At 73.9% G+C, this 19197-nt stretch carries 20 protein-coding genes and 2 tRNA genes; 8 read left to right on the forward strand and 14 right to left on the reverse strand.

Going from position 1 to position 19197, the window contains the following annotated elements; translation table 11 throughout:
• Positions 1-10: 10 nt before the first annotated feature.
• From J3P38_RS02515 to J3P38_RS02540, 6 genes are all read right to left on the reverse strand, one after another.
• Positions 11-83 (reverse strand) — tRNA-Glu (locus J3P38_RS02515).
• A gap of 86 nt (positions 84-169) precedes the next feature.
• Positions 170-241, reverse strand: a tRNA-Gln gene (locus J3P38_RS02520).
• Between the two features lie 70 nt (positions 242-311).
• The gene (locus tag J3P38_RS02525; RefSeq protein WP_210502577.1) at positions 312-1316 is read right to left on the reverse strand and encodes a CPBP family intramembrane glutamic endopeptidase; all 1005 of its coding nucleotides are present in this window, start codon (positions 1314-1316) and stop codon (positions 312-314) included.
• Positions 1317-1319: 3 nt separating this feature from the next.
• Positions 1320-2774 carry a glutamate--tRNA ligase gene (gene gltX, locus J3P38_RS02530; RefSeq protein ID WP_210502578.1) on the reverse strand — a complete coding sequence of 485 codons (1455 nt, stop codon included), beginning with the start codon at positions 2772-2774 and terminating at the stop codon, positions 1320-1322.
• A gap of 7 nt (positions 2775-2781) precedes the next feature.
• Entirely contained in the window at positions 2782-3594 is an 813-nt protein-coding gene (locus tag J3P38_RS02535) for a fumarylacetoacetate hydrolase family protein (protein WP_210502579.1), read from the reverse strand.
• A gap of 34 nt (positions 3595-3628) precedes the next feature.
• Complete coding sequence (locus J3P38_RS02540; RefSeq protein WP_210502580.1) at positions 3629-4990, reverse strand: pyridoxal phosphate-dependent decarboxylase family protein; 1362 nt, start codon at positions 4988-4990, stop codon at positions 3629-3631.
• A gap of 115 nt (positions 4991-5105) precedes the next feature.
• Between J3P38_RS02540 and J3P38_RS02545 the strand changes: the two genes are divergently transcribed.
• Positions 5106-6017, forward strand: coding sequence for a 3-methyladenine DNA glycosylase (locus J3P38_RS02545; RefSeq protein WP_210502581.1), 912 nt, complete (start codon positions 5106-5108; stop codon positions 6015-6017).
• Here the strand turns inward: J3P38_RS02545 and J3P38_RS02550 are convergent.
• Positions 6014-6655 (reverse strand): sulfotransferase family protein, encoded by a 642-nt coding sequence (locus J3P38_RS02550; protein WP_210502582.1) that lies wholly within the window; start codon positions 6653-6655, stop codon positions 6014-6016. The genes J3P38_RS02545 and J3P38_RS02550 overlap by 4 nt on opposite strands.
• A gap of 42 nt (positions 6656-6697) precedes the next feature.
• On the opposite strand from J3P38_RS02550, the gene J3P38_RS02555 reads away from it, so the two are divergent.
• Positions 6698-7306 carry a pentapeptide repeat-containing protein gene (locus J3P38_RS02555; protein ID WP_210502583.1) on the forward strand — a complete coding sequence of 203 codons (609 nt, stop codon included), beginning with the start codon at positions 6698-6700 and terminating at the stop codon, positions 7304-7306.
• 2 nt (positions 7307-7308) lie between these two features.
• Here J3P38_RS02555 and J3P38_RS02560 read toward each other — a convergent pair whose 3' ends face one another.
• On the reverse strand, positions 7309-7860 hold the full coding sequence (locus J3P38_RS02560) for a TetR family transcriptional regulator (RefSeq protein WP_210438293.1): 552 nt from the start codon (positions 7858-7860) through the stop codon (positions 7309-7311).
• A gap of 111 nt (positions 7861-7971) precedes the next feature.
• On the opposite strand from J3P38_RS02560, the gene J3P38_RS02565 reads away from it, so the two are divergent.
• From J3P38_RS02565 to J3P38_RS02575, 3 genes are read left to right on the forward strand one after another with little or no spacing between them, the layout of a single operon-like run.
• The gene (locus J3P38_RS02565) at positions 7972-8583 is read left to right on the forward strand and encodes a biotin transporter BioY (RefSeq protein WP_210502584.1); all 612 of its coding nucleotides are present in this window, start codon (positions 7972-7974) and stop codon (positions 8581-8583) included.
• A complete protein-coding gene (locus tag J3P38_RS02570) occupies positions 8580-9269 on the forward strand; it encodes an energy-coupling factor ABC transporter ATP-binding protein (protein ID WP_307807667.1) in 690 nt (229 codons plus the stop codon). Before J3P38_RS02565 ends, J3P38_RS02570 begins: the two co-directional genes overlap by 4 nt.
• Entirely contained in the window at positions 9266-9877 is a 612-nt protein-coding gene (locus tag J3P38_RS02575) for a CbiQ family ECF transporter T component (protein ID WP_210502585.1), read from the forward strand. Before J3P38_RS02570 ends, J3P38_RS02575 begins: the two co-directional genes overlap by 4 nt.
• A gap of 4 nt (positions 9878-9881) precedes the next feature.
• On the opposite strand, the gene J3P38_RS02580 is transcribed toward J3P38_RS02575, so the two are convergent.
• A complete protein-coding gene (locus J3P38_RS02580) occupies positions 9882-11285 on the reverse strand; it encodes an amidase (protein ID WP_307807668.1) in 1404 nt (467 codons plus the stop codon).
• A gap of 19 nt (positions 11286-11304) precedes the next feature.
• Positions 11305-11859, reverse strand: a complete 555-nt coding sequence (locus tag J3P38_RS02585) for an NADPH-dependent FMN reductase (protein ID WP_210502586.1) — start codon at positions 11857-11859, stop codon at positions 11305-11307.
• Positions 11860-11932: 73 nt separating this feature from the next.
• On the opposite strand from J3P38_RS02585, the gene J3P38_RS02590 reads away from it, so the two are divergent.
• Positions 11933-12556, forward strand: coding sequence for a TetR/AcrR family transcriptional regulator (locus J3P38_RS02590; protein WP_307807669.1), 624 nt, complete (start codon positions 11933-11935; stop codon positions 12554-12556).
• Here J3P38_RS02590 and cimA read toward each other — a convergent pair.
• On the reverse strand, positions 12525-14117 hold the full coding sequence (cimA, locus tag J3P38_RS02595) for a citramalate synthase (protein ID WP_210502588.1): 1593 nt from the start codon (positions 14115-14117) through the stop codon (positions 12525-12527). The genes J3P38_RS02590 and cimA overlap by 32 nt on opposite strands.
• 249 nt (positions 14118-14366) lie before the next feature.
• Here cimA and J3P38_RS02600 point away from each other — a divergent pair, with 249 nt between their 5' ends.
• Positions 14367-14525 carry a hypothetical protein gene (locus J3P38_RS02600; protein ID WP_210438299.1) on the forward strand — a complete coding sequence of 53 codons (159 nt, stop codon included), beginning with the start codon at positions 14367-14369 and terminating at the stop codon, positions 14523-14525.
• 33 nt (positions 14526-14558) lie between these two features.
• A complete protein-coding gene (locus tag J3P38_RS02605) occupies positions 14559-15509 on the forward strand; it encodes an alpha-ketoglutarate-dependent dioxygenase AlkB (RefSeq protein WP_210502589.1) in 951 nt (316 codons plus the stop codon).
• A gap of 73 nt (positions 15510-15582) precedes the next feature.
• Here J3P38_RS02605 and J3P38_RS02610 read toward each other — a convergent pair whose 3' ends face one another.
• The 3 genes from J3P38_RS02610 to J3P38_RS02620 all read right to left on the reverse strand — a co-directional run bounded on the left by J3P38_RS02610 (position 15583) and on the right by J3P38_RS02620 (position 19105).
• Complete coding sequence (locus tag J3P38_RS02610) at positions 15583-16179, reverse strand: DUF5709 domain-containing protein (protein ID WP_246849858.1); 597 nt, start codon at positions 16177-16179, stop codon at positions 15583-15585.
• Between the two features lie 88 nt (positions 16180-16267).
• A complete protein-coding gene (locus J3P38_RS02615) occupies positions 16268-17290 on the reverse strand; it encodes a zinc metalloprotease (protein ID WP_210438301.1) in 1023 nt (340 codons plus the stop codon).
• Positions 17291-17383: 93 nt separating this feature from the next.
• A complete protein-coding gene (locus J3P38_RS02620; protein ID WP_210502590.1) occupies positions 17384-19105 on the reverse strand; it encodes a serine/threonine protein kinase in 1722 nt (573 codons plus the stop codon).
• Positions 19106-19197: the final 92 nt, after the last annotated feature.

A 19197-nucleotide genomic window follows, 5' to 3' on the forward strand; every position in this document is an offset into this window, starting at 1 on the left:
TCGTGCGTTGTACCCCCGACCGGATTTGAACCGGCGTTACCGCCGTGAGAGGGCGACGTCCTAGGCCGCTAGACGACGGGGGCTTGCACTGCCGCTCTGCGAGCGACGGAGCGAGACTCTATCGAAGATGGAGTGCCGCTCCAAATCCGGCTCTCGTTCTCCGGATCCGCTGGGGTACTAGGACTCGAACCTAGAACAACTGAACCAGAATCAGCCGTGTTGCCAATTACACCATACCCCATGGGGGTATCGGATCGCTCCGACCACCCACGTGGTTCTGCCACAGAACTCTGCAGAACCGACCCCGAACGTTACACGCGCGGTGGTGGCACGGCCAAAACGGGGTCGGCCTCAGGAGGAGGCAGCGCTCCCCCGACGGGCGGCCCCTGGGTGACCAGGCCCATCGCCCTGGCCACCGCCACCGCGAGCCCGAGGTAGACCAGCGACTGGGTCAGCGTGGACAGGATCGTCCACCAGCTGCTGCCGCCCTCGGCGTTGAGTGCCGTGGTGAGGTCGCCGAACGCCAGCGCGAGACCGAAGGCGAGGAAGTTGTTGAGCACGTGCATCGCGATGGGCGCCTCGAGACCGCCGGTGCGGATGACGAGGATGCCCGCCACCACGCCGAAGGCGAAGCGGTCGAAGAAGACGGGCCAGTCCTGCGAGAGGCCGTGGAAGAGCGCGAAGATGAGCGCTGGTCCGAGCACCGCCAGGGCCTGCGAGGTGCGGCGCGCCCACACCAGCGAGCCGAACGCCTGGGTGAGGTAGCCGCGGAACAGGTACTCCTCCCCCGCGGCCTGCAGCGGCGTGAGCAGCAGGATCACGATGAGGAAGTCGCGGGTGCGCGTCGTGAAGTCGTTGACCTCGCCGACCGGCGCCTCCCCCGGGTCGAGCGGCAGCAGCAGGCCGACGCCGAGCGAGGCGAGCAGGGCCACGACCGACAGGCCGAGGCAGACGACGAGGTAGCCCCACCGCAGCCGCGGTGCGACCGACGACACCCAGCGCGGCTTGAGCCGGTGCAGCCACCAGGTCACCACGAAGGTGAGGGGGATCGCGGCGGCGATCACCACGTTGAGCAGCGCAAGCCCCGTGGGCGTGGCCTCCGAGGTCACGTCGAGGACCGCGGTGGCCTCGTCGACCGTCCTGCCGAGCGCCAGCAGGGCGGCGAAGAAGGCCCCGCCGGCCGCCAGGGGGACGACGGCGAACACGAGGAGCAGCAGCAGCAGCGAGCCGACGACCGAGCGCCAGGCGCCGGGGCGACCGACGCGGTGCAGCTGGTGGTACTGCGGCCGGAAGGACGGGTCGAGGGGGGCGGGCACGACTCAGCCGGACATCGCGTCGTGCAGCCGGGCGAGCGACCGGTCGCGGCCGAGCAGCTCCATGGACTCGAACAGCGGCGGGCTGACCTTGCGGCCGGTCACGGCGATGCGGACGGGACCGAAGGCGACGCGCGGCTTGAGACCGAGGCCGTCGATGAGCGCCGCACGCAGCGCCTCGTCGATCGCCGCGGTGCTCCAGGTCTCGACCGCCGACAGCGCGTCGTGCGCGGCCTTGACCACGTCCCGGCCGGCCTCGTCGATCTCCTCGTGCCGCGCGAAGTCGGCCTCGTCGACGAAGAGGAAGTCGAGCATCGTCGCGGCCTCGGTGAGCTTGTTGATGCGCTCGGCCACGAGCGGCATCGCCAGCTCGAGCAGCTGCGCGTCGGCGTCGCTGACCGGGTCGCCGACAACACCTGCCTCCTTCAGGAACGGCAGCACGCGGTGGGTCACCTCGTCGAGGGGCAGCAGCCGCATCTGGGAGGCGTTGATCGCCTCGGCCTTCTTGAGGTCGAAGCGGGCCGGGTTGGGGTTGACGTCGGCGATGTCGAACGCCTCGACCATCTCGGCCATCGAGAAGACGTCGCGGTCGCCGGCGATCGACCAGCCGAGCAGCGCGAGGTAGTTGAGCAGGCCCTCGGGCAGGAAGCCCTGCTCCCGGTAGGCCAGCGCGTGCGCCTCGGGGTCGCGCTTGGACAGCTTCTTGTTGCCCTGGCCCATCACGTACGGGAGGTGGCCGTAGGCCGGCACCTGCTCGGCGATCCCCAGCTCCACGAGCGCCTCGAAGAGCGCGAGCTGGCGCGGCGTGCTGGACAGCAGGTCCTCGCCGCGCAGCACGTGAGTGATCTGCATCAGTGCGTCGTCGACCGGGTTGACCAGCGTGTAGAGCGGGTCGCCGTTGGCGCGCGAGAGCGCGTAGTCGGGGACGTTCTCGGTCTCGAAGGTGATGTCGCCGCGCACGAGGTCGTGCCAGGTGATCGAGCCGTCGGGCATCCGGAACCGGACGACCGGCGAGCGGCCCTCGGCCTCGAAGGCCGCGCGCTGCTCGTCGGTGAGGTCGCGGCAGAAGCCGTCGTAGCCCTGCATCTTCGAGCCCGACGCCTTGCGGCGGGCGTCGACCTCCTCGGTCGTGCAGAAGCAGTCGTAGGTGTACGACGACGCGCGCAGCCGGGCGAGCACGTCGCGGTAGACCGCGCCGCGCTCGCTCTGCCGGTAGGGGCCGTGCGGGCCGCCGACCTCGATGCCCTCGTCCCAGTCGAGGCCGAGCCAGCGCCAGAGCTCCAGGATCGCGTCGTAGGACTCCTGGGTGCTGCGCTCGCGGTCGGTGTCCTCCATCCGGAAGACGATCTGCCCGCCGTGGTGGCGCGCGAAGGCCCAGTTGAACAGGGCGGTGCGCACCAGGCCGACGTGGGGCGAGCCGGTGGGCGAGGGGCAGAAACGGACGCGGACGGGGCTCGTCATGGGGTACTCAGCTTCTCTGGGCTACGGGGTTGGTCAGGGCGCCGATGCCGGCGATCGAGATCTCGACCTCGTCGCCGACCTGCATCGGACCGACGCCCTCGGGGGTGCCGGTGAGGATCACGTCGCCGGGCAGCAGCGTCATCACCGAGGACACGTGGGCGACCAGCGTCGGCACGTCGAAGATCATGTCCGCGGTCGTGCCGTCCTGCACGACGTCGCCGTTGAGGTAGGTCTGGACCGCGCGCCCGTCGGCGAAGTGCTGGGGGTCGAGGTCGGTCTCGATCCACGGCCCGAGCGGGCAGAACGAGTCGAACCCCTTGGCCCGGGTGAACTGCACGTCGGAGCGCTGCAGGTCGCGCGCCGTCACGTCGTTGGCGATCGTGTAGCCGAAGATCACGTCGGTGGCCTGCTCGGCGGGGACGTCGCGGCAGATCCGCCCGATGACGACCGCGAGCTCGCCCTCGTAGTGCAGGTCACCGGTCTGCGGCGGGTAGAAGATCGGGTCGCCCGGACCGATCACGGTCGTGTTGGGCTTGAGGAACATCAGCGGCTCGGCGGGCAGGTCGTTGCCGAGCTCGGCCGCGTGGGCGGCGTAGTTGCGGCCGATGCCGACGACCTTGCTGCGCGGGATGATCGGCGCGATGAGGCGTACGTCGCTCAGCCGGTGCTCCTCCTCGACGAGCTTGACGCCGACGTAGAGCGGGTCGCCCGCGAGGGTCACGACCACGGAGTCGTCGGCCGGCTGGCCGAACTCGTCGACCTCACCGGTGACGACGCCGAAGCGGGGCTCCTCGCCCGTGCTGAACCGACAGATGCGCATGCGCCGAGGCTATCCAACGCTCGGCAGCCGGCAGTCAGCCGCCCGCTGCGCGCCTGAGGGCGGCCAGGGTCGTCGCGACGTCGTCGACCGTCGTCGACCAGTTGCTGACGCTGACCCGCAGCACGGCTCGGCCGTGCCACCGCGAGCCCGTGGTCCACGCCGTCCCCTCGGCGAGCATGGCCGCGACCACGGCCCGCGTGCGGTCGTCGTCGCCGAAGGACGCGCACACCTGGGTGAACTCCACGTCGTTGAGCACCTCGGCGCCGTCGATGGCCGCGATCCCCTCCGCGAACGCGGCGGCATGCTCGCAGAAGCCGTCGACGAGCCGCGCGACGCCGTCACGCCCGAGCGCGCGGAGCACGGCCCACACGGGGAACGCACGGCCCCGCCGACTGATCTCGGGCACCTTGTCGAACGGCTCCCCCACCGCGTCGTGGATCAGGTAGTCGCCGTGCATGCCCATCGCCGCACGCAGCGCCGCGCGGTCGCGGACGATGGCGAGGCCGCAGTCGTAGGGCACGTTGAGGGTCTTGTGGGCGTCGGTGGCCCACGAGTCGGCGTGCTCGACGCCGGCGAGGAGGTACCGGCGTCGCGTGGAGGCGCCGGCAAAGAGCCCGAAGGCTCCGTCGACGTGCACCCAGGCCCCGGCGTCGTGGGCGGCGGTCACGGTCGCCTCGAACGGGTCGAAGGTCCCGGAGTGCACGTTGCCGGCCTGCAGGACGACGATCGTCGGGCGCCCGTCACCGGCGTCGAGGGCGGCGGCGAGAGCGGCCGGCTCGATGCGACCCTGGTCGTCGGCCGCGACCGGCTCCGGCGCTCCGAGCCCGAGGTAGCGCAGGCTGAGGTCGACGGTGTCGTGCCGCTCGGCACCGACGAGGACCCGCACGGGCGGCGACCCGGCGAGCCCCTGCTCGGCGACGTCCCAGCCGGCGCGGCGCAGCACCTCGTCGCGCCCGGCGGCCAGGCAGGTGAAGTTGGCCATCGTGCCGCCGGTGACGAAGCCGACCGCACTGCCTGCCGGCAGGCCGAGCAGGTCGAGGATCCACTCCTCGGTGACGTGCTCCACCGCGGAGTGCGCCGGGGTGGGCGTGCGGAGGCCGGCGTTCTGGTCCCACGCGCTGACCAGCCAGTCGACGGCGAGGGCGGCGGGGTGCGAGCCGCCGATGACGAACCCGAAGAACCGGCCGCCCGGCATCGCGGTCAGTCCCGGCTCGCATGCCGCGACGAGCTCGTCGACGACCTCCACCGGGTCGCGCGGTCCGTCCTGCAGGTGCCGGTCGAGGCGGGCCAGCATGTCGTCGGCGCCGAGCCGCGGCGGCACCGGCCGGTCGGCGAGCGAGTCGAGCCACGCGACCGCGTGCTGGTGGGCGCGGTCCAGGCCGGAGGTGCGGTCCATGCGGGCAGTGTCCTCCGCGCGCCGGCCCGGGTCGAGGGACCGGGCGAGCGGCCCAGACCGCCCCGTGCTGCAACCCCCACCGGGCCCCGCGGCTGGGTTGAACTACGTTGGAGCGGTGCGCGTGCTGTCCGAGTCCGAGTGGCGCCCGCTCGCCGAGGCGCACGCCGCCCGCGTCGACGCGTTCGTCGCGCCCCACCTGGCCCGGCGCGCCGACAAGGTCGCCCACCCGGTGCACGACTTCCTCTTCACCTACTACTCCCAGCGGCCCGCGCAGCTGCGTCGCTGGCACCCCGGTCACGGCGTCGCGCTGGCGGGCGCCGAGGCCTACGCCGGCCTCAAGGGCTACGAGCAGGTCGCGTGCGCGACCGGCAGCGGCGACGGCGCGGCGCCCGCGACGCGGGTGTCGACGGCGTACGTCGCCTCGCAGCGGCCGCTGCTGGACCGGCTGCACGCCCTGCTGAGCGCGACGGCCGGCCGCGCGCCCCAGTTCGGCTGCTTCGGCCTGCACGAGTGGGCGATGGTGCACCGCGCCCACGAGGTGGACGGCGGCACCCGCCACGACTGGCCGCTGCGGCTGGGGCAGGCGGGCACCGATGCCGTCGTGGAGTCGCACCGCATCGCCTGCTCGCACTTCGACGCCTACCGGTTCTTCACCCCGAGCGCGCGCCGGCTCAACGTCCTGCAGCCGGGGCGCGACGACCGGCCGGACTTCGAGCAGCCCGGCTGCCTCCACGCCGGGATGGACCTCTACAAGCACGCCTTCCGGCTCACGCCGATGATCAGCAGCGACCTCGTCGCCGACTGCTTCGAGCTGGCCCGCGACATCCGTGTCCTCGACATGCGCGCGGCGCCGTACGACCTCACCGACCTCGGCTTCGACCCGGTCCCGATCGAGACGGCCGAGGGCAAGGCGGAGTACGTCGAGGCCCAGAGAGGCTTCGCCGCGCGCGGCGCGCCGCTGCGGCGACGGCTGGTCGAGCAGTGCGAGCGGCTGCTCGCCGTCGTGCCGGTCGCCGCCGGGAGCTAGAACTCGTAGCCGAAGGCCTCGATGGTGTCGGCGAAGACGGTGGCGACCCGCTCGCGCGACGCCGGGGTGTAGAGCTCGCGGTAGTGCCCGGCCGGACGCGCGTGGCCCTTGGCGCGCGGCAGGTCGGGGCGGCCGGGCAGGCCGAGGTGGTCCCAGACCTCCTCGAGCTCGGCGTCGAGGTTCTCGTAGCGCAGCACCCGGTCGAGCGCCATCTTCCCGCGGATCCGGTAGAGCCGGCGGTTGTTGGCCAGCTGCTCGATCCAGATCTCGCGGACGTAGGACTCGAAGTCCGGGAGCTCGGCGCGGTCCTTGTACTTCCAGAAGTAGAGCGAGACGACCGCGTCCCACGGGTTCCGCTCGATCGCGAAGGTGAAGTAGTCGGCGAAGACGTCGGCGCCCACGAGGTCGCGCGTGGCCTTCGCGCCCATGTGGTTGTACGCCTTGCGCGGCAGCGGCGGCGACGTGAAGTTCTGGGGCGGACGGCCGCCGGCGGCCCGGCGGAGCTCCTCGTCCTCGGGGCTGATCTCGGTGATGATGTCGTCGGGACCGCACACCTTGGACAACGCGATCTCCACGCTCGTGCCCGCGGTCTTGCGGGTCTTGAGGAAGATGAAGCGGTGCTGGTGGGACGCGATCACGGGCACGACCCTATCGGCCGCGTGACGGATACGGTGGCTGCCGTGACCGAGCCCCAGCACGCCGCCGGACAGCACTTCCGCGGCGACGACTGGTACGGCGACGACCTGGGCGGGGCCCGCTTCGTGGAGTGTACGTTCACCGACGTGGACCTGTCCGAGGCGACCACGACGGGGGCGACGTTCGAGCGGTGCACCTTCCACGGCGGCCGGTTCAACGCCTCCGCCCACACCGCGACGGCGTTCGTGGGCTGCGACTTCCGGCGCACGTCGTTCTTCGGCGCGAGCCTCGACGGCTGCAAGCTCGTCGGCAGCACGTTCTCCGAGTGCGTGCTGCGCCCGCTGACGGTCACCGGCGGCTCGTGGCTCGGCGTGACGATCCGCGGCACCAGCCTCGCGCGGGTCGACCTCAGCGGCGTCGACCTCCGCGAGGCCGACCTGTCGCTGTCCGACCTCACCCTCGCCACGCTGGCCCGTGCCCGCCTCGACCGGGCGGTGCTCCGTGGGACCACGCTCGACCGCACCGACCTGCGCGCTGCGAGCCTCGACGGCGTCGACCTCACGGCCGCCGTGCTCACCCGGACCCGGCTGGACCTCGCCGGCGCCGTCCTGCTCGCGCAGCTCCACGGCGCCGAGGTCGACACCACGGCCTGAGCTCAGGCCAGCCGGGCGCGCAGGCCGTCGATCACGAGGTCGAGGCCGAGCTCGAAGTCGGGCAGCGACTCCAGGGACCGGTCGACCGCGCCGAGGCTGACGGCCTGCCGGGCGGTCTGCTCCTCGAAGGCGTGCCCGAAGACGTAGTGGAGCAGGGTCCGGGAGGCGACCGCGACCAGCTCGGCGGGCGCGCCGGCGTCGGCTAGGACCTTCTCGAGCTCGGCGACCGGGGCGGCCGCCCCGAGACCGAAGGCCCACACGGTCGCCACGACGTCGGCGCCGTCGGTGCACGCGAGCATCGCGTGCCGGAGCTCGGTGCACACCTCGCGCAGCCGGTCGGGCCACTCCACGGCGGTCCGCGGTCGCGCACCACGGGCCAGGATCTCGTCGGCGACCGCGGCGAGCAGCGCCTGCTTGCTCGCGAAGTGGTGGTAGATCGCGCTCGGCTGCACCTCGAGCTCCGCGCCGAGCCGGCGCATCGTGAGCGCGGCGAGGCCGTGCGCGTCGAGCAGGGCGACGGCCCGGGCGAGCACGTCGGCTCGGCGGTGCGGCACGACGTACCCCTCTCGCTCGCGAGGTCGCGACCCCGGCGTTGACGCGCCGGCTCCGCGACCCTAACCTGAACACCGTTCAACTGATCACCGTTCAGGTAGAGGAAACACCCGATGAGCACCCGTCGCAACCCCGGCACCGACGTCGCCCTGGTCGCCGCCTTCGCCGCCCTCGTCGCGGTCTGCGCCCTGCTGCCCGCCATCAAGGTCGCCGGTCCGGTCCCGATCACGCTGCAGACCTTCGCGGTGCTGCTCTCGGGCGCGGTGCTGGGCATGCGACGCGGCTTCCTCGCCGTCTCGCTGTACGTCGCCGCCGGCGCCGCGGGCCTGCCGATCTTCTCCGGCGGCGCCGCCGGCCTCGCCGTGCTGGCCGGTCCGACCGCCGGCTACCTGCTCGGCTTCCCGCTCGCCGCCGCCTTGTGCGGCGCCATCGTGGAGCGCCTCCCCCGGCGCTCGCTCGGCAGCGCGGTGGCGATCTTCTGCGCGGGCCTGGTGAGCTCGGCGGTCTTCATCCACACCTGCGGCATGGCGGGCCTCGTCGTGCGCGCCGACCTGACGTGGTCCCAGGCGTGGGACGTCGACAAGGTCTTCTGGCTCGGCGACGTCCTGAAGAACGTCGCCATGTCGCTCGTGGCCACCGCCGTGCACCGGGCCTTCCCCGACATGCTCGCCCGACCGGACGCCCCCGCCGGCACCGAGCAGCCCCAGGGAACGCCCGCCGCGTGAGCGAGGTCCGCCTCGAGCAGGTGACCGTCTCGTTCCCCACCCACGACGGCCACCGGCAGGTGCTCCAGGAGACGTCGCTGCACCTGACCGAGCGCCGCATCGCGCTGGTGGGGCCCAACGGGTCGGGCAAGTCGACGCTCGCCCGCCTCGTCAACGGCCTGGTCGCCGCGACGACCGGGCGCGTGCTTGTCGACGGCCTCGACGTGGCACGCGAGGGGCGGGAGGTGCGCCGGCGCGTGGGGTTCGTCTTCACCGACCCGGCCGCGCAGCTCGTGATGCCGACGGCCCGCGAGGACGTCGCCCTCTCCCTGCGGCGCACGCACCGGGACCGCCCCGAGCGCCTCGTCGCCGCGGACCGGGTGCTGGCCGACGTCGGGCTGGCGGGCTTCGGCGACCGCAGCGTGCACGGGCTGTCCGGGGGCGAGGGCCAGCTGCTCGCCCTGGCCGGCGTGCTCGCCACCCGGCCGTCGCTCCTCGTCGCCGACGAGCCGACGACGCTGCTCGACCTGGGCAACAGCCGCCGCATCGGCGAGCTGCTCCTCGGCCTGCCGCAGCAGCTCGTGGTGGTGACGCACGACCTCGAGCTGGCCGCGCGCTGCGACCGCGTGCTGCTCGTGCGCGCCGGGCGCGTCGAGCGCGACGGGGACCCCGCAGAGGTCGTCGAGCACTACCGGGCGACCGCGTGAGCGCTCAGCTCCTGGGCCTGCACCAGCCCGGTACGACGTGGCTGCACCGCCTCGGAGCCGGCGCCAAGCTGCTCGGCCTGATGGCCGCCGGCCTCGCCGTGGTCGTCGTCCGCGGTCCGGCCTCGGCGCTCGTCGCCGTGACCCTCGCCGCGGCGCTGCTCGGGTGGTCCGGCGCCCGGGTCGGTCGCACGCTGGCGGCGATGCGCTGGCTGCTGCTCACGGCGGCCCTCCTCGGCGGTTGGACGGTCTGGCAGCACGGCTGGCCGCGCGCGGTCGAGGTCGTCGGCGACCTCGTCGCGCTGATCCTGCTCGCGACCACCCTGACCGTGACCACACCGGTCGACGAGGTGATGGACGCCGTCGCCCGCGGCCTGCGGCCCCTGCGGCGTCTCGGTGTCGACCCGGAGGTCGTGGCGCTCGCCTTCTCGCTCATGCTCCGCGCCATCCCGTCGACGATCGTGCTGGCCGAGGAGGCCCGCGACGCAGCGCTCGCCCGCGGGTTGGAGCGCTCGCCGCGCGCGCGGCTGATCCCGTTCGTGGTGCGCGTCGTGGCCCGCGCCCGCGACACCGGGGACGCCCTGCACGCCCGCGGGATCGGCGAGGACTAGCGCCTCACCAGCCGGCCGGGCGCCGGTGCGCCCACGGCGCGGCGGTCTCGACCTGTGCGGCCACGGAGAGCAGCAGCTCCTCCTCCGCGGGCCGCGCGGCCAGCATGACGCCGACCGGCAGTCCGTCGTCGGTCCAGTGCAGCGGCAGCGACACCGCGGGCATGCCGGTGACGTTCCACGCGCTCGTCCACGGCGTGAAGGCCTTCTGGCGGTCGAAGTCCCGCGCGGGGTCCGCGTCGTCGCGGAGGGCGCCCACCGCCACCGGGGGCATGGCGAGGGTCGGCGTCAGCACGACGTCGTACGGCGCCAGCGCGGCGAGCGCCGCCGCCGCGTGCTGCCGCAGCCGCCCGATGGCCAGGCCGAACTCGGGCCCGCTGACCGCGTGACCGCGCTCGCCGAGCCAGCGGGTGAGCGGCCGGAGCCGGTCCTCGCGGCCCGGCGGGGCGGCCGACAGCGCGGTGAGCACCGCCCAGCACGTCTCGAAGTCCGCGACCGCCTCGGGCGGGATCGGCACGGGCACGTCCTCGACGTCGTGGCCCAGCGACTCCAGCAGCCGGGAGGCACGCTGCCAGGCCGTCACGCTGGAGCCGTGCACCTCCACGTCGGCGATGACGGGCGCGATGAACCTCGCGACCCGGAGCCGACCGGGCAGGCGGTCGCAGGCATCGAGGAACGGCCCGGACGGCGCAGGTGCCCAGAACGGGTCGCCCACCCGCCGACCCGCGAGCACGTCGAGCAGGGCCGCCGCGTCGCGCACGGTGCGGGCCAGGGTGCCGGCGGTGGCGAGGCCCACGGGGTCGCCGTAGCGCGGGGCGCCGCTGATCCGGCCGCGGGACGGCTTTAGCCCGACGAGCCCGCAGCAGGACGCGGGGATGCGGATCGAGCCGCCGCCGTCGGAGCCGGGCGCGAGCGGGAGCAGTCCCGCCGCGACGGCGGCGGCGGCCCCGCCGGAGGAGCCGCCGGCCGTCCGCCCGGTGTCCCACGGCGTGACGGCGGGCGGCGCGACGTCGGGCTCGGTGTAGCAGGGCGACCCGAACTCCGGCGTGCTCGTCTTGCCCAGGCTGGGCATGCCGGCGGCCTCGACCGTGAGGACGAGGTCGTCGGAGACGTCCGGGACGAAGTCGTCGTACGCCGCCGAGCCGAAGGTGGTGCGCACGCCGGCCGTCGGGTGCAGGTCCTTGATGCCGGTCGGGACGCCCCAGAGCGGACCCGCGTCCGTGGGGCGTCCCTCGGCGGTGAGGCGGGTGGTCAGCCGGCGCGCGTGCTCGCGCGCCAGGTCGTGCGTGGTGGTGACGAAGGCCCCGACGCGGTCGAGGCGGCCGGCGTAGTGCTCCACCAGCTCGAGCGGCGACACCTCGCCGCGGCGCACGGCGTCGCCCTGCTCGAGCGCGGTCAGGTCGTGGAGCACGCCGCCGACCGTACCGGGATCAGGCAGCGACCTCGGCCTCGTGCGCCACCAGGTCGTCGAGGGCGGTGAGGAAGCGCCGCACGGCCGCCTCGTCCTGCAGCGGGTCGCCCGCGACGGCGGGCTCGTCCACCACGATGGTGTCGACGACCAGGGCGCCGGCGATGCGCGCGGAGTGGCGGGCGTGCTCGTGCGACCACTTGCCGCCGTACGGCGTGGGCGTGGCGCCGATGGCCGCGAAGGGCTTGCCGACGATGGCGCCCTGGCCGTAGGGCCGGGAGAGCCAGTCGATGGCGTTGTTGAGCACGGCCGGCATGGTGCCGTTGTACTCCGGCGTCACGGCGAGGACGCGGTCGGCGGAGGCGACGGCCTCGCGCAGCGCGGTGGCGCTGGCCGGGGCGTCGTCCCCGTCGAGCTCCTCGTTGTAGAACGGGACGCGGTCGATGCCCTCGACGACGTCGACGGTGACGCCCGCCGGCGCGTGGTCGCGCAGGTGCTCGGCGATGCGGCGGTTGAGGGAGCCGGTGCGGGAGGATCCGAGGAGGACGGCGACACGGATCTGCTTGTCAGTGGTCATGCCGGTCCAAACGGACCGCAGTCCGGTTCTATTCCGGTGCAGCCGAACTTCCTGCCGCCCTACTCTGGGTGCCGTGACCACGCTGCTGCCGCTCGCCGACGAGCCGACGCCCGAGCGGGCCGACGCCGCGCGCAACCGGCAGGCGATCCTCGCAGCGGCGTTGCGCCTCGTGGAGACCCGGGGGGTCGCCTGCGTGACGATGGACACCGTCGCCTCGGAGGCGGGGGTGGGCAAGGGCACGCTCTTCCGTCGGTTCGAGAGCCGCGAGGGCCTGATGGCGGCGGTCCTCAACGAGTCGGAGACGGCCTGGCAGGCGAGCGTGATCTCCGGTCCCCCGCCGCTCGGTCCGGGCGCGCCGCCCCTGGAGCGGCTGCTGGCATTCGGGCACTCGCGGCTGCGGACCAACCTGACCCACGCCGACCTGATCGCCGCCGCCGGCCGGCCCGGCGCCCGCTCCGCGGCGGCCGTGTCGTTCGCGAACATGCACGTGCGCTACCTGCTCGGCGAGCTCGGGGTCACCGGCGACCTGCTGATGCTCGCGACCGCCCTCCTGGCGCCGCTGGAGATGGTCGTGCTCGAGCAGCAGGTCAATCGCGAGCACATCTCGATCGAGCGGATCGAGGCCGGCTGGGACGACCTGGTGCGGCGGGTCGTCGGCGGCTCCCCTACCGGTGGTGACGGCGCAGCCCGAAGGTGAGCCCGTCGACGAGGGCGCCCCACGACGCCTCGATGACGTTGGCGCCGACGCCGACGGTGACCCACGAGGACTCGCCGTCGCTGGTCTCGATGAGCACCCGGGTGATGGCGTCGGTGCCGTGGCCCTGGTCGAGGATGCGGACCTTGTAGTCGATCAGCTCGAACTTCGCGACCTCCGGGAAGGCCTGCCCGATCGCCTCGCGCAGCGCGGCGTCGAGGGCGTTGACGGGGCCGTTGCCCTCACCGGTCACGACGTAGCGAACGCCCGCGGAGCGCAGCTTGACCGTCGCCTCCGAGACCGCCTCGCCGTCGGGCCGGGTCTCGGTGATGACGCGCCAGGACTCCACGTCGAAGTACGACGGCCGCACGCCCTCGACCTCCTCGGCCAGCAGCAGCTCGAAGGACGCGTCGGCGGCCTCGAAGGTGTAACCCTGCTGCTCCATCGCCTTGACCCGGTCGGTGACCCGCGTGACCAGCTCCTTCATCTCGCGGGAGCCGTCGGAGAGGTCGTAGCCCAGCTCCTTGCCCTTGAGCTCGATCGAGGCGCGGCCGGCCATGTCGGAGACGAGCAGCCGCATGTCGTTGCCGACGCCCAGCGGGTCCATGTGCTGGTAGAGGTCGGGGTCGACCTTGATGGCGCTGGCGTGCAGCCCGGCCTTGTGCGCGAAGGCGGACGTGCCGACGTACGGCTGGCGCGACGCCGGCGGCACGTTGGTGACCTCGGCGACGGCGTGGGCGATCCGGGTGGCCTCGCGCAACAGGCCGGGGGGCAGCACGGTGCGGTCCAGCTTGAGCTCGAGGTTGGCGACGACGGTGACGAGGTCGGCGTTGCCGGTGCGCTCGCCGTAGCCGTTGATGCACCCCTGCACGTGGCTCGCCCCGGCGGCGACCGCCGCGAGCGAGTTGGCGACCGCGCAGCCGCTGTCGTTGTGCGCGTGGATGCCGACGCGCGCGCCGGTCGAGGCGATCACGTCGAGCACCACGTCGGAGACCCAGTCGGGCAGCATGCCCCCGTTGGTGTCGCAGAGGGCGACGACCTCGGCCCCGGCCTCGGCCGCGGTGCGCAGCACCTCCAGGGCGTAGGCGCGGTTGGCGCGGTAGCCGTCGAAGAAGTGCTCCGCGTCGACGAAGACCGTCTGCCCCTCATCGCGCAGGTGCGTCACGGTGTCGCGGACCATCGCGAGGTTCTCCTCCAGCGTCGTGCGCAGCGCCAGCTCGACGTGCCGGTCGTGCGACTTCGCCACCAGCGTCACGACGCCCGCCCCGGAGTCGCGGAGGGCGGCCACCAGCGGGTCGTCCGCGGCCGGTACGCCGGCGCGGCGGGTGGCTCCGAACGCAGCGAGCCGCGCGTGCTCGAGGTGCAGCTCCTCGCGGGCGCGGCGGAAGAACTCGGTGTCCTTCGGGTTGGACCCCGGCCAGCCGCCCTCGATGTAGCCCACCCCGAGCCCGTCGAGCTGGCGCGCGATGGCCAGCTTGTCGGCGACGGAGAGGTTGAGGCCCTCCTGCTGGGCGCCGTCGCGCAGGGTGGTGTCGTAGACGTGGAACGAGCCGTGCAGGTCCATCGGAGTCTCTCGGGTCGGGGTGGGACATGAAAAAACCTCCTGGGGTGCAGGAGGTCGGCGCGGCGGGGGTCCCGACGCGCTAGGCGATGATGATGGTGCGGGTGCTCACGGGACGATCGTGCCACTCAGGCGCGGGGCGTGAGACGGGCGTCTCGCGATCCGGTCGGCGCGCTGGCGGGGCGCGCGTGCTCGTCGCCCGTGCGGGGTACGGGGCGTCCCCGTCCGAGTCCCACTGAATTCGAGGTAGCCATGAGCGAGCAGGACGGCCGCGGCGCGGCCGAGGAGAACACCGGCGTCCCCGAGACCGAGGAGGAGCACGCCGGACCGGCGTCGCCCTCCTCCACGCCCGGCGGCGAGCCGTCGCGGGTCGACGGCGCCGCCGAGGAGGGCGCCGGCGTCGAGGAGTGACGACCGCCACCTGACACGCAGAGTCCGGCACGCATGGCGATGCGCGGGGTGCAGGAGCAGCCGTCCGGGCTGCTCCTCGCCCTCGACGTCGTCTCGGTGACCGAGGAGCGCGCGCTCCTCGCGTGGTGCGGCGGCCTGTCGGTGGAGCCTGTCGTCATGCGCGGCGTCGCCTCCCGACGCCAGGTGCGGCACTTCGGTGTCGGGTACGACTACGAGTCGTGGGCGCCCACGCAGGCCGAGCCGGTCCCCCGCGAGCTGCTCCCGCTGCGCGCGCGGGCGGCCGAGGTCGCCGGTGTCGAGGAGAGCAGCCTGGTCGAGGCGCTCGTGACCCGCTACCCGCCCGGGGCCGGCATCGGCTGGCACCGCGACGCGACGGCGTTCGGGCCCGTGGTGGTGGGCGTCTCCCTGGGCTCCGACTCGGTGATGCGCTTCCAGCGCCGCGCCGCCGGCGGGGAGCGGCGGGTCTTCGAGCAGCCGCTCGCCCGCCGTTCGGCGTACGTCCTGTCCGGCGCCGCGCGCAGCGCGTGGCAGCACAGCGTGCCGGCCGTCGGCGAGGAACGCTGGTCGGTGACGTTCCGCCAGCTCCGTCGGCGACCCGGCGGGCAGCGCGCACCCGGCACGCTTGAGGTCACGGGCGGTGGGGTACCGAGCGGCATGAACCACCACGAGCCGCCCCTGCCCGACTACGACAACCTCGCCACCGGCTCGATCGAGTCGCGGGCGCACGCCCTCGACCCCGACGGGGTGCGCCAGCTGCTGGAGTACGAGCGCAGCCACGCCGACCGGCCGCAGATCGTGCTGATGCTGGAGCACCGCCTGGCCTCCCTCGAGAGCGGCGACGCCACGCCGTCCGGCGGCGACCCCACGGCACCCGCGCCCGAGGCCGCGCCGGGAGCGCCCGCGGGCAGTGCGGTCACCGAGGGACCGCCGATCAACCCGCCGTCGCAGGGCGACCCGACCAACCCCGCCCAGCCGCGCGGCTGACCCCCGACAGGCGAGAGCCCCGATCCGCGGTCGCGGTCGGGGCTCTCGGCGTGTGTCGGCGTGGGTCGAGCGGTCAGCGCGCGTCGGGCTCGGAGTCGACGACCTCTCCGTCCAGCAGCAGCGGGTCCTCGACCTCCGGGTCGTCGACCACGTGCATCGCTGCCTCCTCGGCACCGGCCGCCGCGCCGTCGATGCCCACGTCGGTGGCGACGAGGTCCTTCTCGGCGTCCGTGCGGACGCCCTCGTCCTCGGCGACCAGCCGCCCGGCGCGCTCGCCGTCGACGTCGGCCTCGAGCGCCTCGTCCGACCCGCTGCCCTCCGCGACGAGGGCAGCCAGGTCACCACGCTCGGCCTCCTGGTCCGCGACCTCGTACGGGTCGGGCTCGGCGACCTCCTGGTCGACGCGCTGGTCCAGCGTCTCGCCCTGGATCTCCTCGAGCGGGGTGTTGCCGTAGCCCTGGCCGGCCGACCACTTCTCCGGGGGCGAGTAGCCCTCGTCGAGCGGCTCGGGCAGTCCGCGGTCGTCGACCAGGCTGTCGCCCGTGCTCTGCGGCTGCGTCTCGTCGTCGACGCTGTAGCCGTGGTAGCTCTCGTTGTCCGTGCTGTCCCCGGTGACGTCCACGGCGGGATCGGTCCCGATCTCGGTGCCGATGTCCGGTTGCTCAGTCATGAGCCCTCCTGTCTGGTCGTGAACAGCCTAGGTACCCCGTTCACCCCCGTGGAACCGCGAGGAACCTCACAGCCGGCAGTGCCCCGCCCTACGCGCCGGCGCGGTAGGCCGTCCAGGCCAGCTGCATCCGCGCGGTCTGCCCCGGCGTGAACTCCGTCATGCAGGAGTCGTAGGTGTAGTCCATGAAGTTGGTGATCGGGTCCGCTCCCCCGCCGGCGCAGGTGTCGCGACCCACCGGGCACTGGAAGGCCGGCGACGCCTCGGGCGCCGTGTCGGCGACGTGGTCGCCCGGCTCGGAGCACCCGCCCTGGAACGTGTGGTACAGCTCGAGCCAGTGGCCCACCTCGTGGGTGGCGGTGTCGCCCTCGCCGTAGACGCTGAACACGGCGCTGTCACCCGTGTCGCCGGCGACGGACGGCAGGCTGCGGTAGTCGATGACCACCCCGTCGCGGTACTGGGGCAGCGGGTTGCCCGCCGTGGCGTCGGCGTCGAAGTCCGACGGGAAGTAGGCCCACCCGAGCAGGGACTGGCCGAGCGAGGCGGAGTAGATGTTGAGCGTCTCGGACGTGCTGTCGCCGTAGAGCGCCTTCTTCATCGCGACCTCCTTGCCGCCGCCGCGGTAGAACCGGGGCTCGGCGCCGTTGGAGGAGATGAGGTTGAACCACTGAGGCTCGAAGGTCCGGGTGACGCGCTCGAGCTCGAAGGTGAACCCCGTGCCCTCGTAGGCGGCGTTGAGGACAGCGACCTGCGCCTCGATGCGGGCGCGGGAGAGGTTGCCGCCCTCCTGCCCGCGGTCCTTGGCGATCACGTGGAAGCGGACCGGGACCGTCACGGGCTCGAACGCGTCCGCCGCGGCACCGGCGCCCGACCTGCTCGTCGTCGACGCGGTGGCCCGTGCGACCTTGGCGAGCGGGTCCTTGTGGACGTGGTGCAGGTCGTCGCGCGGGATGGTGCCCGCGGGCGCGTCGGCGAGGTCGCCGTAGTCGATGCAGTCAGCCGCCCTGTCCTTCGCCGGTGCGGCGTGGACAGGGGTCGACATGCCGATCCCGAGTGCGAGAGCCGTGAGCGCGACGCCGAGCCGGCGGGCGACGAGGGTGCTGGTCGAGTGCATGTGGAGATCCCCTTACGACGGTGGTGCAGCGACGGTAGCCCGGCGACGCGCGGCCGGGGAAGACCACCTACGGGTGGAGCGGCCCCGGTCTGTTCACAGCCAGCCGGGCAGGCGTACGTCGGCGAACGGCGCGGAGTCGTCCGGCGTCCAGGACGTGCCCTGCGCCGACGCGGCGGCGGCCAGCCCCGAGCCCAGCGCCGCCACCAGCAGCGTGGTGAGCAGCCACGGCACGACGCGCCGGGACAGCGGGTCGACGGCGCGGTGCACGGGTGAGCGGAGCCGCTCCGAGCCGGGTCCCCACCACAGCCCGAGGGCGAACGAGACGCCCACCGGGCCCAGGGTGGTGGTCAGCGGGACGGACGCGGCGAAGCAGAGCAGCGCGATCGCCGCAGCGATGCCCAGGCTCCAGAGGAGGAGCACCACGGTGCCGCCCAGCCCGGCGATCGCGTGCCACGGCGCGGCCAGCAGCAGCTGGACGCCGTCGTACCACCTGGCCCCGCGCCGCTCGCGCCTGCTGCCTGCTGCGGCCGCGGCCATCGAGCCGCTGCGCAGCAGCCAGACGGTGACCAGGACCAGGGCGAGGGTGACGTAGGGCGCGAGGACGACGCCGCCGGCGACGACACCGCCGGCGGCGAGGATGGTGAGGGCGCGGCGCAGGCGCTCCCCCGCGGGTGCATGCGGGCGGGCGGGCGCGCCGTACTCCGCCGAGACCCACTCGGTCGTGCCGTCCGGCAGGACGCGCGTCTGGCGGCTCGGGACGGTGGTGGCGGCGTCCCACCCCGGGACGGGCCCGGCGCCGTGCTGGTCCTCCTGGGGGCTCCAGGCCGACGACCAGTGGACGGGCTCGTCGGCCGGTTGCGCGCGACCCGCCGGCGAGGCCGGGCCGACCGCTCCGGTGCCGAGGCGCGTCGGCGCGGCGGCGTCCAGGTGGGTGGCGGCGACGTAGGGCAGCGTCACGGGCGCCGCACGTGTGCCCTCGGCGCGGTCCCGCACGGGGGCGCCGCCCGCCGACAGGTCCTCCAGCCAGTCGCGGACCTCGTCGAGGGAGGGGCGGTCCGCGGCCTGCGGGGCCAGCGCCTCCTCCGCGAGGTCGAGCAGGAGCGGGTCGAGGCCGGTGAGGTCGTGCTCGCCGCGGCGGACGCGGTCCATGATCGCCACCGACGGTCCGCGGCCGAAGGGGGCGCGGCCCGTCCCGGCGTACGCCACCGTCGCTGCCCAGGCGTGCACGTCGGAGGCGGCGGTGGCGTCGTCGCCGTGCAGGATCTCGGGTGCCAGGTAGCCGGGCGTGCCGAGCAGCCAGCCGTTCATCGTGATGCGGGAGTCCTCGGCCACCCGGGCCAGCCCGAAGTCGATCAGGATCGGCGTACGCCCCTCCATGATGACGTTGGACGGCTTGACGTCGCGGTGCAGCACCCCCACCGAGTGCACGGCCTCGAGCGCCTCGGCGAGGCAGTCGGCGAACCACAGGAGGTCGTCGCCGTCGAGCGGGCCCTCCTCCTGCACGTGGTCGTGCAGCGAGAGCCCGGGGACGTAGCGGGTGGCCACGAACGGGATCTCGCCCCAGGGGTCGGCGTCGACGATCTCGGCGACGCGGCGACTGCGGATCCGGCTCAGCGAGCTGACCTCGCGGGCGAGGCGGCGGCGCGCCTCGTCGTCGCCCACCACGTGCGGGCGCAGCACCTTGATGGCCACCGGTCGCTCCCCCGGCCTCTGGCCGAGGTGCACGACGCCCATGCCGCCCTCGCCGAGGCGGGCGCGCAGCGCGTAGCCACCCACGGTCAGGCCGGGTGGCGGCGCCTCCGGGGACGTCGTCACGCCTCTGAGGATACGGGCGGCCGGCGCCCCCGCCCCTCATCCCGCGCGCCCCATCCGCCCCTGGTTCCCCCGCTTAGGCGGGGGATCACCAA

The sequence above is a fragment of the Nocardioides xinjiangensis genome (genome assembly GCF_017916455.1).
Lineage (GTDB): Bacteria > Actinomycetota > Actinomycetes > Propionibacteriales > Nocardioidaceae > Nocardioides > Nocardioides xinjiangensis.